Source organism: Marinobacter sp. M1C (assembly GCF_023314135.1).
Classification (GTDB): domain Bacteria; phylum Pseudomonadota; class Gammaproteobacteria; order Pseudomonadales; family Oleiphilaceae; genus Marinobacter.
This window is the reverse complement of sequence record NZ_CP092289.1, coordinates 1739482-1755009: the sequence shown is the minus strand read 5'-3', so window position 1 is coordinate 1755009 and position 15528 is coordinate 1739482. Positions and strand designations below refer to the sequence as shown.

Annotated in this window: 11 protein-coding genes and 3 tRNA genes; 4 read left to right on the top strand and 10 right to left on the bottom strand. The window is 54.3% G+C overall.

What is annotated here, in order from left to right:
- Positions 1–187: 187 nt before the first annotated feature.
- From MIH19_RS08360 to MIH19_RS08345, 4 genes are all read left to right on the top strand, one after another.
- On the top strand, positions 188–1210 hold the full coding sequence (locus MIH19_RS08360; RefSeq protein ID WP_249008423.1) for a TRAP transporter substrate-binding protein: 1023 nt from the start codon (positions 188–190) through the stop codon (positions 1208–1210).
- A 92-nt stretch (positions 1211–1302) separates the two neighbouring features.
- Positions 1303–1842 carry a TRAP transporter small permease gene (locus MIH19_RS08355; RefSeq protein WP_249008422.1) on the top strand — a complete coding sequence of 180 codons (540 nt, stop codon included), beginning with the start codon at positions 1303–1305 and terminating at the stop codon, positions 1840–1842.
- 4 nt (positions 1843–1846) lie between these two features.
- A complete protein-coding gene (locus MIH19_RS08350) occupies positions 1847–3151 on the top strand; it encodes a TRAP transporter large permease subunit (protein WP_249008421.1) in 1305 nt (434 codons plus the stop codon).
- 51 nt (positions 3152–3202) lie between these two features.
- Positions 3203–3760 (top strand): winged helix DNA-binding protein, encoded by a 558-nt coding sequence (locus tag MIH19_RS08345; RefSeq protein ID WP_249008420.1) that lies wholly within the window; start codon positions 3203–3205, stop codon positions 3758–3760.
- A gap of 29 nt (positions 3761–3789) precedes the next feature.
- On the opposite strand, the gene MIH19_RS08340 is transcribed toward MIH19_RS08345, so the two are convergent.
- The 10 genes from MIH19_RS08340 to alaS all read right to left on the bottom strand — a co-directional run bounded on the left by MIH19_RS08340 (position 3790) and on the right by alaS (position 15426).
- Positions 3790–5142: a sigma-54 dependent transcriptional regulator gene (locus tag MIH19_RS08340; RefSeq protein WP_249008419.1), complete on the bottom strand. Its 1353-nt coding sequence runs from the start codon at positions 5140–5142 to the stop codon at positions 3790–3792.
- Positions 5139–6953, bottom strand: coding sequence for an ATP-binding protein (locus tag MIH19_RS08335; protein ID WP_249008418.1), 1815 nt, complete (start codon positions 6951–6953; stop codon positions 5139–5141). Before MIH19_RS08335 ends, MIH19_RS08340 begins: the two co-directional genes overlap by 4 nt.
- A gap of 115 nt (positions 6954–7068) precedes the next feature.
- On the bottom strand, positions 7069–9249 hold the full coding sequence (locus MIH19_RS08330; RefSeq protein WP_249008417.1) for a TRAP transporter permease: 2181 nt from the start codon (positions 9247–9249) through the stop codon (positions 7069–7071).
- Positions 9250–9331: 82 nt separating this feature from the next.
- Entirely contained in the window at positions 9332–10309 is a 978-nt protein-coding gene (locus tag MIH19_RS08325) for a TAXI family TRAP transporter solute-binding subunit (protein ID WP_249008416.1), read from the bottom strand.
- Positions 10310–10599: 290 nt separating this feature from the next.
- A tRNA-Arg gene (locus MIH19_RS08320) sits at positions 10600–10676 on the bottom strand.
- Positions 10677–10712: 36 nt separating this feature from the next.
- Positions 10713–10789: transfer RNA gene (locus MIH19_RS08315), tRNA-Arg, on the bottom strand.
- A 70-nt stretch (positions 10790–10859) separates the two neighbouring features.
- Positions 10860–10949, bottom strand: a tRNA-Ser gene (locus MIH19_RS08310).
- Positions 10950–11077: 128 nt separating this feature from the next.
- Complete coding sequence (gene csrA / locus MIH19_RS08305) at positions 11078–11275, bottom strand: carbon storage regulator CsrA (RefSeq protein ID WP_249008415.1); 198 nt, start codon at positions 11273–11275, stop codon at positions 11078–11080.
- A 180-nt stretch (positions 11276–11455) separates the two neighbouring features.
- On the bottom strand, positions 11456–12694 hold the full coding sequence (locus MIH19_RS08300; RefSeq protein ID WP_249008414.1) for an aspartate kinase: 1239 nt from the start codon (positions 12692–12694) through the stop codon (positions 11456–11458).
- 101 nt (positions 12695–12795) lie between these two features.
- Positions 12796–15426 carry an alanine--tRNA ligase gene (gene alaS / locus MIH19_RS08295; protein WP_249008413.1) on the bottom strand — a complete coding sequence of 877 codons (2631 nt, stop codon included), beginning with the start codon at positions 15424–15426 and terminating at the stop codon, positions 12796–12798.
- Positions 15427–15528 lie beyond the last annotated feature (102 nt).

Sequence of the window (15528 nt, the reverse complement as noted above, 5' to 3'; positions counted from 1 at the left end):
TAAATTATCAGCATTACAAAGTGAATTTGCGTATATTATTTTGATAAATAGTTTGACACATCATCAACCCATAGCTAATTTTAGCTCATGAGGCGCATCAAGGCGGCTTTTTCGCCGCGCTTTACGACTCACTGACAACAACAACATCTGCTGACGGCTCCGGCGTCAGCTTCGGGAGGCAAAACCTATGAAAAACTCTATACAAAACGTTGACTTACCCATTAAAAAAGGCTTCAGCCTGAAGCGTGTTAGTGCCACCCTGGCAGCCGCCACGCTCAGCTTTATGGTAAGCGGAGCACAAGCCACCGAATGGGACATGCCCACGCCCTATGGCGATTCCAACTTCCACACCGTGAACATCCGTCAGTTTGCTGACGATGTGCGCGACGCCACTGACGGCGAACTGAACATCACAGTGCACAGCAGTGGCTCGCTGATCAAACACCCGGAAATCAAAAACTCTGTGCGCCGCGGGCTGGTACCTATTGGTGAGTTGATCATGTCGCGCCTGGCCAACGAAGATCCGCTGTTTGAGGTCGACTCGGTGCCGTATCTGGCCAGTGATTACGATCAGGCCTGGAAGTTATGGCTGGCCTCCAAAGACGTGTTGGCGGAGCGCCTGGAAAGTCAGCGTTTGAAACTGCTGTTTGCGGTGCCCTGGCCACCACAAGGCATTTATACCCAGTTCGCAGTTGAAACCGGAGATGAGCTGAAAGGTGTGAAAATGCGCGCCTACAACAAATCCAGCGAGCAGCTGGCCGATTTGTTGGGCGCCATCCCCACCCAGGTAGAAGTGCCAGACATTCCCACCGCTTTTGGCACCGGTCGTGTTGACGCCATGATTACGTCGCCGTCGACCGGCGCCAACACCCGCGCATGGGATTATCTCAGCCATTTTAACCACGCCCAACTGTGGCTGCCGAAGAACATGGTTGTGGTGAACGCCAAGGCCTTCCGCAGTCTGCCTGAAGCGACCCAAAAAGCGCTGGAAGACGCAGCAGCAGTGGCTGAGAAGCGCGGATGGGACGCCAGCAAAGAAGAAACCGACGCCAAAATCAAAATCATGCGAGATAACGGCATTGTCGTGTCGGAGCCCTCTGCGCAGCTGGTAGAACGCCTACAGAAAATTGGCGAAACCATGACCGAAGAATGGCTCGAGCGCGCCGGCAGCGATGGCCAAGCCCTTCTGGACGCTTACCACCAGCGTTGATGCCAAGCCCATAGTGGAGCACGGGCGTCTCGTGTCTCCACGCATTCATTCATGCCGGCCCTGCAGTGCAGGCATAACAGAGGAACATCACTATGCGCAGGGCTCTGGACGCATTCTATCGGTTGGGGGGCGCCCTTTCCGCGATCAATCTGACATTAATCATGGTCATGATTGTTGCCCAGGTACTCAGCCGGGTACTCGATGAATTACTAACCTGGCTGGGCCTTAGCCCTCTGGGACTAAACGTGCCAGGGTTGGCTGAACTGGCAGCGTTTATGCTGCTGGGTGCCACGTTTTTTGGCCTGGCCTACACCTTCTGGCAGGGCGGGCACATTCGCGTGACTCTGCTGTTACAGCGTTTGCCCCAATCTACCCACCGCATTATGGACATCCTGGCTCTGCTATTCGCCACTGCCATTACTGGCTTTGCAGTCTGGCACAGTGCCTGGCTGGCGTGGGACAGCTACGATTTCGGCGATCTGTCCATTGGCATGGTGCCGGTGCCGCTGTGGATTCCGCAGACGGCCATGGTCATGGGCCTTTTGTGGCTATTGGTCGCCCTGTTAGACGCTCTTGTGTCGTTGCTCAGCGGCCGTATAACCCAACTTCACGACGAAGCACCCCAGGAGTAAACCCGTGGAAATGATCTGGATGAGCCTACTGCTTCTGGTGCTGCTGCTGGCATTGCTGGGCGCGGGTTTGTGGGTGGCGTTTTCGTTAACGGCCATCGGTTGTATTTCGCTGTATTTCTTCAGCAACGTTCCGGTGGGTGACAGCCTGTCAACTGCTTTTTACAGCGCCAGCGTGTCTTGGGAACTGGCCGCATTACCGATGTTTATCTGGATGGGTGAGGTGTTGTTCCGCTCTCGATTGTCTGAAGAAATGTTCAGCGGCATTTCACCTTGGGTGGGTAAGGTCCCGGGGAAGTTACTGCACACCAACATTTTGGGTTGTGGTATTTTCGCGGCGATTTCAGGATCGTCCGCCGCTACAGCAGCCACCATCGGCAAAATGTCGATACCGGAACTGACCCGCCGCGGCTATAACAAAAACCAGATACTGGGCACACTGGCCGGCTCTGCCACCCTGGGGCTGTTAATTCCACCCTCGATTATTCTGATTGTTTACGGTGTGGCCACCGAGCAATCGATTGCGCGTTTGTTTGTGGCAGGCATTCTGCCGGGCATTATGCTGATGCTGCTGTTTAGCGGCTATGTGATGATTTGGTCACTGCTGAACCCGGATGGCATTCCGACGGGCGAAGCCGAACACCTGTCTTTTCGCGCTAAACTGCGTCGCAGCCGCCCGTTAATTCCTGTGATGCTGCTGATAATTGGTGTGATCGGCTCTATCTATGGCGGCCTGGCCTCACCCACAGAGTCTGCTGCCGTTGGCGTCGCACTGGCTCACCTGTTGTCGTGGAAAGGCGGCTCTATGAGCCGTGATACTTTTATCAGCGGGCTGATGGGTACGGTAAAAACGTCGTCCATGATTGCTTTTATACTGATGGGTGCCCACTTTCTGACCACCTCAATGGCCTTTACCGGTATCCCTCGTGAACTGGCTACCTGGATCAACACTCTGGACCTTTCGCCCAATATGCTGTTGCTGGCATTGACCCTGTTCTTCATTCTGCTGGGCTGCTTTCTGGATGGTATTTCCGTAGTGGTACTGACTACATCGGTGATTCTGCCGATGGTGCAAGCCGCTGGCATTGACCCGCTCTGGTTTGGTATCTACCTGGTGATTGTGGTGGAAATGAGCCAGATTACGCCGCCGGTTGGCTTCAATCTGTTCGTGATTCAGGGCCTGACCGGGGAAAATATTTTGCGCATTGCCTGGGCCGCTTTGCCCTATTTCCTGCTGATTCTGAGCGCAGTGGTACTCATAACGCTGTTCCCTGCCATCGTCACGTATCTGCCCAGCCAAATGGGCAGATAAGGCAACACAGCACTGACTAATCATGATTGTTAACAACGGTGACATCACGTTATGAAAACAAAAAATTCGGCGAACGGCTCTAGCGAGAGCGCAACAGCACGGCGCAATGTTGGGCCCATTGTGTCCTCTGCCCACCTGGCCTCTGGCCGTGCAGTGGAGCTTTCAGAGTTGGAGTTTGGCCTTATTGTGGCCGGCAATGCCTTTGATCGCTGGATGGTGCGCTGTATGAATGCAGCCGGGCTGCATGACTTAAGCCAACTGGACGTGCTGGTGCTGCACAGCGTGAACCACCGCGATCGCGCAAAAAAATCCGCCGACATCTGCTTGGTGCTAAATGTGGAAGACAGCCACACCGTCACCTACTCCCTGAAAAAACTGCTTAAACACGGCGTAGTGACTTCCGAAAGGCGCGGTAAAGAAACCTATTATTCGGTGACTGAAAAAGGTGACGATGTGTGCAAACGCTACGCCGAAATCCGTGAAAACTGTCTGGTGGATTCACTGCGAACGCTGGGATTTGCCAACAGCGATCTGGGCGAAGTGGCTAGTTTTTTGCGCGGCATTTCCGGCCTGTACGATCAGGCCGCGCGCTCGGCGGCCTCGCTGTAAAAGCCGGCAGAGCGGCAAGGTGAAAACCTTCACTCTTTGAACTCGGCTTTGTCCAGACCGTGTTTTTTCATCTTGTCGTACAGGGTTTTGCGCGCAATGCCGAGTTCAACCATGGTGTCTTTAATGCTGCCATGGCAGGCATTCAAAGCACTGGTTAAGGCCAGGCGTTCAAAGCCGTCCATCAGTTCCGCCAGTGTGCGGCGGCCGTTCACGTTGGCATCTTGAGCCGTGTCGGTCTCATCCAAAGCTGCCGGGCCCAGCAACACATAACGCTCGGCCAGATTGCGCAGTTCGCGCACGTTGCCGGGCCAGTCGTGGTGCGTCAGTTTAGTTGCCTGGCCCGCGTTCAACGGGATGCTTTCGCGATCGTAGCGGGCCGCAGCAATCAACACAAAGTGGTGAAACAGCGTGGGAATGTCTTCCTTGCGCTCGCGCAATGGCGGGATATCCACTTTCACCACATTCAGGCGGTAGTATAAGTCTGCACGAAACACGCCCTCGTCACTGAGGGTTTTCAGATTGGATTTGGTGGCGGCAATAATGCGCACATCCACCTGCTGCACATGGTTGCTACCCAGGCGCTCAACTTTCTGTTCTTCAAGCACCCGCAGCAGTTTAATTTGCAGTGGCATGGGCATGCTTTCCACTTCATCCAGAAACAGCGTGCCCTGGTGGGCGTGCTCTATTTTACCAATACGGCGTTTTTCCGCACCGGTAAAGGCCCCCGCTTCGTGGCCGAACAGCTCACTTTCAATCAGATTTTCCGGCACCGCACCGCAATTAATCGCGACAAAATTATGGCTGCTGCGCCGGCTGTTTTCGTGAATGTAGCGCGCCAATGCGTCTTTGCCCGAACCGGTTTCGCCATACAGCAGAATATTCGCGGAAATGTCCAAAATCGGATCAATGGTGGCCATCACCTTTTGCATAGTGGCCGAACCACCCAGAATTCGCGGGCCGGGTTTTGCCAGCTGCTTCAACTGGGCCTTCAGGCGGCGGTTTTCCAATGCCAGCTGGCGCTTTTCCAACGCGTGGCGCAGCAGTTCCACCAGCTCTTCCTGGTTAAACGGCTTTTCGATGAAGTCATAGGCGCCCTGCTGCATGGCGCTCACCGCAGTGCTGATATCGCCCTGCCCGGTCAGAATGATGACCGGTATGGTGTCGTCAAGCTGCTGCAGGCGGCTGAGCAGCTGCAGTCCATCCATTTTTGGCATGTTGTAATCGCATAGAACAACGCCGTTATAGTCGCGACCGATTTCCACCAGCGCATCAGCGGCATTGTCAAAACAGGTCACCGCCAGATCATCCAGGGTCAGAGCCTGGGCAATGGCTTTACGTATATCCGGCTCGTCATCCACGAAGATTACATCAGTCTGACTCATACCTGGGTGTCCCGCTTTTTCAGTGTAAATTCAAATTCCGCGCCATCGCCATCGCTGCGATTGCGGCCGCACAAACGGCCGCCAAGCGCATCCACAATCTGGCGCGAGATGGATAGCCCCAGCCCGAGGCCCTGCTTAACCGGTTTAGTGGTGTAAAACGGTTCGAACAGTTGCTCGGTATTGGCCGGCAGGCCACGGCCATTGTCACGCACCCGGCACAGCCAATAGCCCTGATGCTCCGCCACGTCTATGGTGATAACCGGCTGCGAGCAACCCTCTAAAGCGTGCACGGCGTTGGCCAGAAGGTTCACCAGTACCTGCTCGATGCGGATTTGATCACCATGGCACCAGGTCGGCTGTGCCGGCCGTAGCCATTGAATGTCAATATCGCCGCTGTTTTTCTGGGCCGCGATGATCTTCACAGAGGCGTCCACCGCCGGGCGTAAATCGACAATGCTGGGCGGCCCTTCGGATTTGCGCGCGAACACTTTGAACTGGCGGGTCAGCTCAGCCATTTTGTCGCACAGCAGCACGATCTCTGCCAGGTTGGCGTCTACCATATCGCTGGCGCCTTTTTGCAGAAAACGCCGACTGTTGCGAGCGTAAGTCTGAATCGCCGTCAACGGCTGGCTCATTTCATGGTTCAAGCCCGCAGACATCTGACCCAAAACCGCAAGCTTTGCGGCCTGTATCAGCTCTTGCTGGGTTTCCCGCAGATCGGTCTGAGCTTGCTCACGCTGCTGTATCTCTTCCACTAACATCTGGTTAGAGCGTTCAAGATCCGCGGTGCGCTCAGCCACGTTCAACTCTAGCTGTTCGCCGCGCAGGGCCAGCTCGGCCTCGCGGCGATAGCGCTCACGCAAGTACAGCCAGGTCAGCAACACCCCAAAGTAAAGCGCCATGCCTCCAAGCAAAAAGCCCAAGCGGGTCCAGATAACCGACTGGGTACTCACCATTATCTGCAGCGTCCAGTCCATTCGTGGCAAAGGCGTGCGAACGCTGAGGTATTCATGACCTCCGCCATTTTCACCAATACGAACGGTGCCGGACGAGCTCGACAGGCCCCAGGGCTTATCCAGGTAGTCCAACTGCACCGGTTCCAGATCTCGCTCCGGATAGCGTCTGCGCGAGGCCTCTCCGGGTGCGGGACCATCGCTGCCGGTAAAGTCACGGTAAAGCCAACGGGGCTGACTGGACAAAAAACTCACTCCGGCGGCGTCCAGCACCAGCATTTCGGCTTCGCGCCTTGAGGCCGGTCGTACCCACTGAGATTCCAGTTCATGCACCAGCACTTTGACCGCTACAACACCCAGCATCTGGCCGCGTCCGTCATGAACCGGGTGGGAAAAGTACAGACCGCGCACCCCAGAGGTGGAACCCAAGGCGAAATAAATGGCAGAACCGTTTCTTTTGATCGCTTCGTAAAAATACGGTCGAAAACTGAAGTTGCGACCGACAAAGCTGTCGGCCTGCTGGTAATTATTGGCCGCGATGGTCAAGCCAGACATATCCATCAGGTATACATCTGAGCTGCCCACAATGGTGGCCATGCGTTGCATTTGCTCGTTGGCCTGCAGAATGACACCCGTGTTATCTGGCATGCTCAACGCAGTTGCCAGCAGCGGATGTTCGGCCATCAATTCGGGAATGGGTAAGTACCGGTTCAGCTCATTGGCCACTAACTGGCGATAACGGAAAGATTCCACCAGGCTCTCCTGTTCTACCTGACGGTACCCTACCCAGCCGCCCAAAATCCAAGCCGTCAGAAGCACCACCACAAACACCAGCACAGCGCCAAAACGGAAGAACATACACTGGCCTCTAAAACACCATTAAAAGCACCGTTAAAAACCCCTGGCGGGCGCCGAAACCGGCACAAAATAACACCGTTTATGGGTTATTCTGCACCGAGCCCGGCGCCGAAGCTCAGGCTACCGCCGGGCGCTCACGGCGCTTGCGCTGGATGATATAAGCTGCGACCGCCATACCGATACCCGTCAGATCCGTTATCCACCCGCCCTCAATCATCAGCAAGGCCGCTGTGATCAGCAGTATGCGGGTTATCCACGACGCTGACATGTCAGCAAACCAGCCCAGTACGCCGCCTGACAGGATATAAACCCCAAACAGCGCGGTAACCAGCGAACGCGCAATTTCAAACCATTCGGCGTTCATCAACAAAGCGCCATTATAAAAGAACATAAATGGAACAATGAAGGCGGCAATACCAATACGGAACGATGCCACCGAGGTTTCCATAGCGTTGGCCCCGGAAATACCGGCTGCTGCGTAAGATGCCAGAGCAACCGGCGGAGTAATCGCGGAAACGACGGCAAAGTAGAACACAAAGAAGTGCGCCGTCAGAGGTTCGATACCCAGCTGTACCAGTCCCGGAGCTACCACCGACGCGGCCACTGCATAAGCGGCCGTGGTGGGCATCCCCATGCCCAGTAAAATGGAAATGAACATGGCAAAGATCAGTGCCAGTAATTGGCTGGTCGCAGCCACGTCCAGCAACAACACCGAGAATCGTGCGCCCACGCCGGTCAGCGAGATAACGCCCACAATCACGCCAGCTGCGGCACACACCACAATAATCTGGATGGCCATGTACGACGCCATTTCCAATGCCTTCAGAATAAGGCCTATGCCCATCTTGTTGGGCGAAAACCAACTCACCACCGCAGCGGAAATAGTGGCCAGAGTACCGGCACGAATCACCGAATAACCCATAAATAACGCCACAATCAGAATAATAATCGGCACGAACAGGTAGACCTGCTTGATCAAATTGCGAAGTTTCGGCAACTCATCTTCGCGCATGCCACGCATGCCGGTTTTGGCGGCTTCAAAATCCACCATGAAGTACACCGAAGCAAAATACAGGATCGATGGAATAATCGCAGCAATCGCAATTTCGGTGTAAGGAATACCGGTAATTTCCGCCATGATAAAGGCGCCAGCGCCCATGATCGGTGGCATGATCTGGCCGCCGGTAGACGCCGCCGCTTCCACCGCGCCGGCGGATTTTTTGCTGTAACCGACTTTTTTCATTAACGGAATGGTTAACGAACCGGTGGACACCACGTTGCCGGCACTGGTGCCGTTGATCATACCCATCAGGCCAGAGGCAAAAATAGACACCTTGGCGGGGCCTCCGCGTGAGCGGCCAGCGACGGAAAAAGCAAAGTTCACAAAGTAATCACCCACTTTCGAAGCCTGCAGAAACGCCGCAAAAATGATGAATAGAATAATGTAGGTAGACGACACAGCCGTGGTGGGCCCAAGAATACCGGCATCGGTATACACTTGGCTGAAAAAGCGCTGAACCGACAAACCGGGATAGCCGAGAAAGCCCGGCAGATAGGGCCCGGCAAATACATACACCAAAAACACCAGGCCGATAATAACCAAAGCCAGGCCAGCCATACGGCGAGTCAGCTCCATTATCAGCGCAACACCGGCAACCGCAGCAAAGGAGATACCAATAGGTGCAAACGATGTGCCCGTCGCCATCCGCATAGAGGTGTTATAGGCCACTAAAAAGTAAGCAGCTACCGCAATTGAACATACCACCAACACCAGGTCCGGCAGGCTGAAGCGCGAGCGTTCTCGCTGATGAAACCAGCTCATGATAATCGTCACGCCCGTTACAGCAAGCAGCGGCCAGCCGAAATGCCAGGTTTCCAGGTTAACGGGGATGCGCAAAGCACCGTCTTGTACCATTTGCCAGAAGGTGAACACCTGATAGCACACATAAAGCGCAGGCAACATGGCAACAGCACTCACCCAGGTGGTCCAGCGATGGCGGGCGCCGCCCTCTTCAGCGGACACAAAACGGGCACCGGCAAACAGTATGAAGCCCAATATCAGGGCACCAGCGATGTGCACAATCCGGAAAGACCAGGTTTCCAAAGGCGCAATATTCAGGGCATAAAGATGAAACGACGAGTAACCAATGGCTAACAGCGTCACAAACTTCAACAGGTTGCCTTCAAACAGACGGCGATTGTTTGCTACGGGTTCTTCGTCCACATCATGGGCAAGCACATGATCTTGGCTCTCCTCAACGTCAGAAAAGTCTTTGGGCTTTTGTTCGAGGGTCATGGGATATCCTGCCAGCAGGCAAATCGGAGCCGGCAAGCAGCCGGCAAATTAACCGGAGGCGCAGGCGCCCCCGGTGACAGCGTTACTTGATGTTGCTTTGCTCGATGGTGTAACCGTTTTCGTTGAACCAGCGCGCCGCGCCTTTGTGCCATGGCAGTACTTTATTCTTGGTGTAGTTTTCAGGAATAGAGAATCGGGCTGCCTTATGAATCGACACCATTCTTTCGTTGTTTTCCATGGTCAGCTTGGTAATTTCATACACAAGGCTCTCAGGTACGTCGCAATTGGCTATGGAGAAGTTCCACATAGACACTACGCGAGATTCCTTTTCCAATGACTGATAGGTGTTTGCCGGAATGATGAATTCGGATACGGGGAAGTTATCAACCACTTTTTTTGCTTCGGCGTCGGTCATACCGATGATGTTTACATCGGTCTGCACTTCCAGCTGACTGACCGCAGGAATCGGAATGCCAGCGGCAAAAGCGATAACATCAATCAGGCCGTCCTGTAACTGGGTACCCAGGTCCGACCAGCTGCCGTTACGGCGCTCGAAGTTCACACCAAGCGTTTCCATCATGCGTGGAAAGTAGGTATCTGAAGTGGATCCAGCCGGACCAAAGCCGATGGTTGCGCCATCGGGGATGTCAGAAATCGAGGTAATACCGGTGCTGGTTAGAGCCGTTACGGAAAACGGAGTTTCGTACATGGGGAACATGGCACACACGTTGTCCATCTTCAGGCCTGGCGCCAATGGGCTGTTGCCGTCCATAGATTCCCGTGCCGGGCCCAGCGTGGTCAAACCAAACTTCAGGTCGCCGGTGTGTACCAGAGCCATATTCTGCATCGGGCCGCCGGTGATTTCAGCGCCGCCTGACACGCCCAGTTTTTCTGCAACAAAGTTGGCCCATCCAGCACCGTACGCGAAGTAAGTGCCACCCTGGCTGGCGGTGCCTACGGTGAAGTTGTCAGGCCAACCTGCCCGATCTTGAGCGACGACCGGATTTGCGACGGCCAGCGTGGAGGCGAATGCCACTGCCATAACGGCTTGGGTTTTCATAAAGAATGCTCTCCGAATCATTGTGTTGTTTTAGTATTCAACGACGCCTGTACGACCCCGCGTGACATTCAACTATGCAATTAACGAGCCAAATAAAAATTAATCATATAAAACATATATTTATATTTCGTATAGGTTTTTTGGGGGTCGAAAATGGGTGGAAAACGACACATTCTAGAGAAACAGGGAAGAAATACGGGTAAGTAATGACACGTACGGCGAGATGCAAAGGCCCAATGCAAAACGCCCCGAACTGTGTTTCCACAGATCGGGGCGTTTTGGACTTCACATGGTGCGGCTGGGAGGATTCGAACCTCCGACCGCCTGGTTCGTAGCCAGGTACTCTATCCAGCTGAGCTACAGCCGCTAAAACTTGGGTTTACAAAAACTAATACATGAAAAGTGGTGCGGCTGGGAGGATTCGAACCTCCGACCGCTCGGTTCGTAGCCGAGTACTCTATCCAGCTGAGCTACAGCCGCACGTTGATCACTTTCTTTTCTTTGGTTGACTGCAACATCAACCAGCCCTCTTACTTCCTATAATAGGAAATGGCGGAGAGGGAGGGATTCGAACCCTCGGTACACTTGCGCGTACGGTTCCTTAGCAGGGAACTGGTTTCAGCCACTCACCCACCTCTCCTTGAGAACGGGGCGTATACTACCACGTTTTTTTCGTTTTCATAGGGTTGAACGAATTTTTTTACATTTGGCGTTCATTAAAATAAAAAAAACCGCTCCAAAATTCGCAAGCGGCTTTTCTCTAACCAGCTAATGGTTGCCCGGCTCAGCCTCATCGGAACTCTTCTCCGCCTGAATGCGCTGATAAATCTCTTCGCGGTGAACAGCAACCTCTTTGGGCGCATTCACACCAATCCGTACCTGGTTTCCCTTAACCCCAAGCACAGTGACGGTTACTTCGTCACCCACCATCAGGGTCTCGCCTACGCGGCGCGTTAAAATTAACATATCTCTACTCCCTCTGAAAAAGCGACCTGTTCTTGAATAGGTGCTTCGTACGCGCACATTTATAGCGGAATTACGCGCCTTCCTGAAACCGCACATTCCCTTATACGGAACTGTGCGTTAGCCGGTTCGGCGAATGAAAGTCCTATCAGGCGATGATACAGCGGGCATAGGCCCATTGCGTCAAGCTTCTGCCTCTACCAGGGGCTTGTCCAGTTCAAAAGCCGAATGAAGCGCTCTAACCGCAAGCTCAAGGTACTTCTCTTCAATCACTACGGAAATTTTTATTTCCGAAGTAGAAATCATCTGAATGTTAATACCTTCGTTAGACAGCGCCTCGAACATCTTGGTAGCAACGCCCGCGTGAGAACGCATACCGACACCAACGATACTCACTTTGGCGATTTTTTCGTCTCCGATGACTTCACGTGCACCTAACTCAGCCGCTACAGTGCGCAGCACCTCGCCGGCGCGTTTGAAGTCGTGACGTAGAACCGTAAATGTAAAGGCGGTTTTATTGTCTTCACCCACGTTCTGTACGATCATGTCCACTTCAATATTGGCATCACTAATCGGCTTCAGAATACGCAGTGCACTGCCAGGCGTATCCGGCACACCGGATATGGTCAGCTTGGCTTCGTCACGATTGAATGCAATGCCAGAAACCAGCGGTTGCTCCATAGTGTTATCATCCTCAGTGGTAATCAGGGTGCCCTCACCTTCCTGAAAGCTGGACAGCACCCGTAACGGAACGTTGTATTTACCCGCAAATTCCACAGCGCGAATCTGCAGCACTTTGGATCCCAGACTGGCCATTTCCAACATTTCTTCAAAGGTAATGTGAGTCAGCCTGCGAGCGGAATCTACCACTCGCGGGTCAGTGGTGTAGACCCCGTCCACATCGGTGTAAATCTGGCATTCATCGGCTTTCAGCGCTGCTGCCAAGGCCACCGCGGTAGTGTCTGAACCACCGCGACCAAGGGTGGTAATATCACCCAGATCGTCCACTCCCTGAAAACCTGCCACCACGACCACACGGCCGGCATTCAGATCTTCACGCACATTTTTTTCATCAATGTGCTGAATACGGGCCTTTGTGTGGGCACGGTCGGTTAGGATGCGCACCTGTGAGCCCGTGTAAGAGCGGGCCTCGCAACCCAGTTTCTGTAATGCCATCGACAAGAGTGCAATGGTCACCTGTTCGCCGGTAGACAGCAGCACGTCCATTTCACGCTGGCCGGGCTCATCGGTAATGGTATTAGCCAAGCCAATCAACCGATTAGTTTCACCGCTCATGGCTGACACCACGACGACGATGTCGTGCCCGGCCTTACGAAAGCCAAAAACCTTCTGAGCAACCGCTTCGATACGCTCAGTGGTGCCTACCGAGGTGCCACCGAATTTCTGTACATACAAAGCCATAGTATTCCCACTGTCTAGACCGGGACTCAGGGCGGAGGTTGCTCCGCCCATCAAATCAATCGGGGGCGATTATAAACCCTCACCCGCAGCTACAACATGCGTTACTGACTATTTTTTTCAACCCAGCCAGCAACGCCCGCTAGAACCTCAGTGAGCCTGGAGGCATCGTTACCCCCGCCCTGAGCCATGTCAGGACGGCCACCGCCCTTACCATCCAGCTGCGCGCACAGGTGCTTCATAATGTCGCCGGCCTTGACTCTACCGGTCGCTGATTTGGTTACACCAGATACAAGTGTGACCTTGCCACCTTCAACGCTGGCCAAAACCACGACGCCCTCACCTAACTTGTTTTTCAGCTGGTCGGCCGTTTCCATCAGCGCCTGGCGATCCGCTCCCGGCATTTCAGCGGCAACCACCTTTAAGCCCGCCACTTCAACCGCAGACGACGCTAAATCGCTGCCGGCTGAGCTCGCCAGTTTGGCCTTCAAGCCGTCGATTTCTTTCTCCAGCTGACGGTTACGATCCAATGTCTGCTGTACTTTCTCGACCAGCGACTCGCGGGAGCCTTTCACCAGCCTGGCCGCTTCGCGCAAGGTGCGTTCGGCGCTGTCTACCCATTCCAGCGCACCAAAACCGGTGACCGCTTCAATGCGGCGAACGCCGGAAGCGATACCGCTTTCAGAGGTAATGCGCAGTAAACCAATATCACCGGTGCGATTGACGTGGGTACCACCGCAAAGTTCAACCGAGTAGCCATCTGAGCCCATGCTCAGAACCCTGACGGAATCGCCGTACTTTTCACCAAACAGCGCCAGCGCGCCCTTGGCCTGGGCCTGCTCCATGTCAGTCACTTCTGTGGCTACCGGGGTATTTCCCAGAATCTGCTGATTAACCTGGCGTTCGATTTCCTGCAGCTCTGCGGCGCTAACGGCCTCGAGGTGCGAGAAGTCAAAACGCAATTTGTCCGGGTCTACCAGCGAGCCTTTCTGGCTAACGTGTTCGCCCAGGACCTTGCGCAAAGCCGCGTGCAATAGGTGGGTGGCGGAGTGATTACGCTTGGTGCGCTCACGGCGCTCATGATCAATACGCGCATCCACTTCCAGGCCTGGGAACAGCTCACCTTCAACCACCGTGCCGATATGAAGGTGGTTGTTGCCCTCTTTGCGGGTGTCGGTTACTTGAAAGCGGCCGCCGCTCCAGGTCAATAATCCGGTGTCGCCGACCTGGCCGCCAGACTCCGCATAAAACGGCGTGCGCTCCAGCACAATAATAGCTTCGTCGCCGGCTTCCGCGTTTTTGTGTTCACTGCCAATAATCACCGAGCGAATGCGCTCGTGACCATCAATATTCTGGTACCCGCTAAATTCGGTCACGCCCTCAAGCTTCAGGCTTTCCGCGTTGTAATCAATACCAAACTTGCTGGCCGCCCGGGCGCGCTCGCGCTGAGCTTCCATCGCTTTTTCGTAGCCTTGGTAATCCAGAGTCAAACCGCGTTCACGGGCGATGTCGTTGGTCAGGTCTACCGGGAAGCCATAGGTGTCGTACAGAGCGAACACGGTTTCGCCAGGAATCACGTCGCCTATAAGCTCGGCAATGTCTTGCTCTAACAGGCGCAGGCCGTTATCCAGGGTTTTTACAAACTGCTCTTCTTCTTGCAGCAGTACTTTTTCGATCTGTTTATGGCTGCTGACCAGCTGCGGGAAGGCTTCGCCCATCAACTCAACCAGCGCACCGACCAACTTGTAGAAGAAGGGGCCGTTGGCACCGAGCTTGTTACCGTGGCGGGCGGCGCGGCGGATGATCCGGCGCAATACAAAACCACGGCCCTCATTTGACGGCATAACACCATCGGCAATCAGAAAGCAGCAGGAGCGGATATGATCTGCCACGACACGCAGCGAAGCTTCGGTAGTGGCAACGCCACCGAGCACGTCAGAGGCGGCTTTCAGTAAATCCTGAAACAGGTCAATTTCATAGTTACTGTGCACGCCCTGCAATACCGCGGTCACTCGCTCCAGACCCATGCCAGTGTCTACCGACGGTTTAGGCAGGTTAAGCATTTCGCCGTTAGCGGTGCGGTTATACTGCATGAACACCACGTTCCAAATTTCTATGTAGCGGTCGCCGTCTTCGTCCGGGCTTCCCGGAGGGCCACCGGCTACATCAGGGCCGTGATCAAAAAAGATCTCGGAACAGGGGCCGCAAGGGCCGGTATCGCCCATCTGCCAGAAATTATCTGACGAGTAGCGGCCGCCGGCGTTGTCGCCAATACGGACAATGCGCTCGGCAGGCACGCCAATTTCCTGGTTCCAGATATCAAAGGCTTCGTCGTCTTCAGCGTATACCGTGATCCACAACTTTGCTTTTGGCAGGTTCAGCCACTGTTCAGAGGTCAAAAAATTCCAGGCAAAATTGATGGCTTCGCGCTTGAAATAATCGCCAAAGCTGAAATTGCCCAGCATTTCAAAAAACGTATGGTGGCGGGCGGTGTAACCGACGTTTTCCAGATCGTTGTGCTTGCCGCCGGCGCGCACGCATTTTTGCGAACTGGTGGCGCGAGTGTAATCACGCTGTTCACGGCCAAGGAACAGGTCCTTGAACTGGTTCATGCCCGCGTTCGTAAACAACAAAGTGGGATCGTCTGCCGGCACCAGTGAACTACTGGGAACAATGGCATGGCCCTGCTGTTTGAAGTATTCAAGAAACGCCTGTCGCAACTCTGCCGTTTTCATAGCCCTTTAATACCTTTCCATAAACCCGACGAAAACTGCGCCAGGTTCGCGATTGAATTCGGATACTTACATGATTGTACAAATCGGATACTCTAGCACACG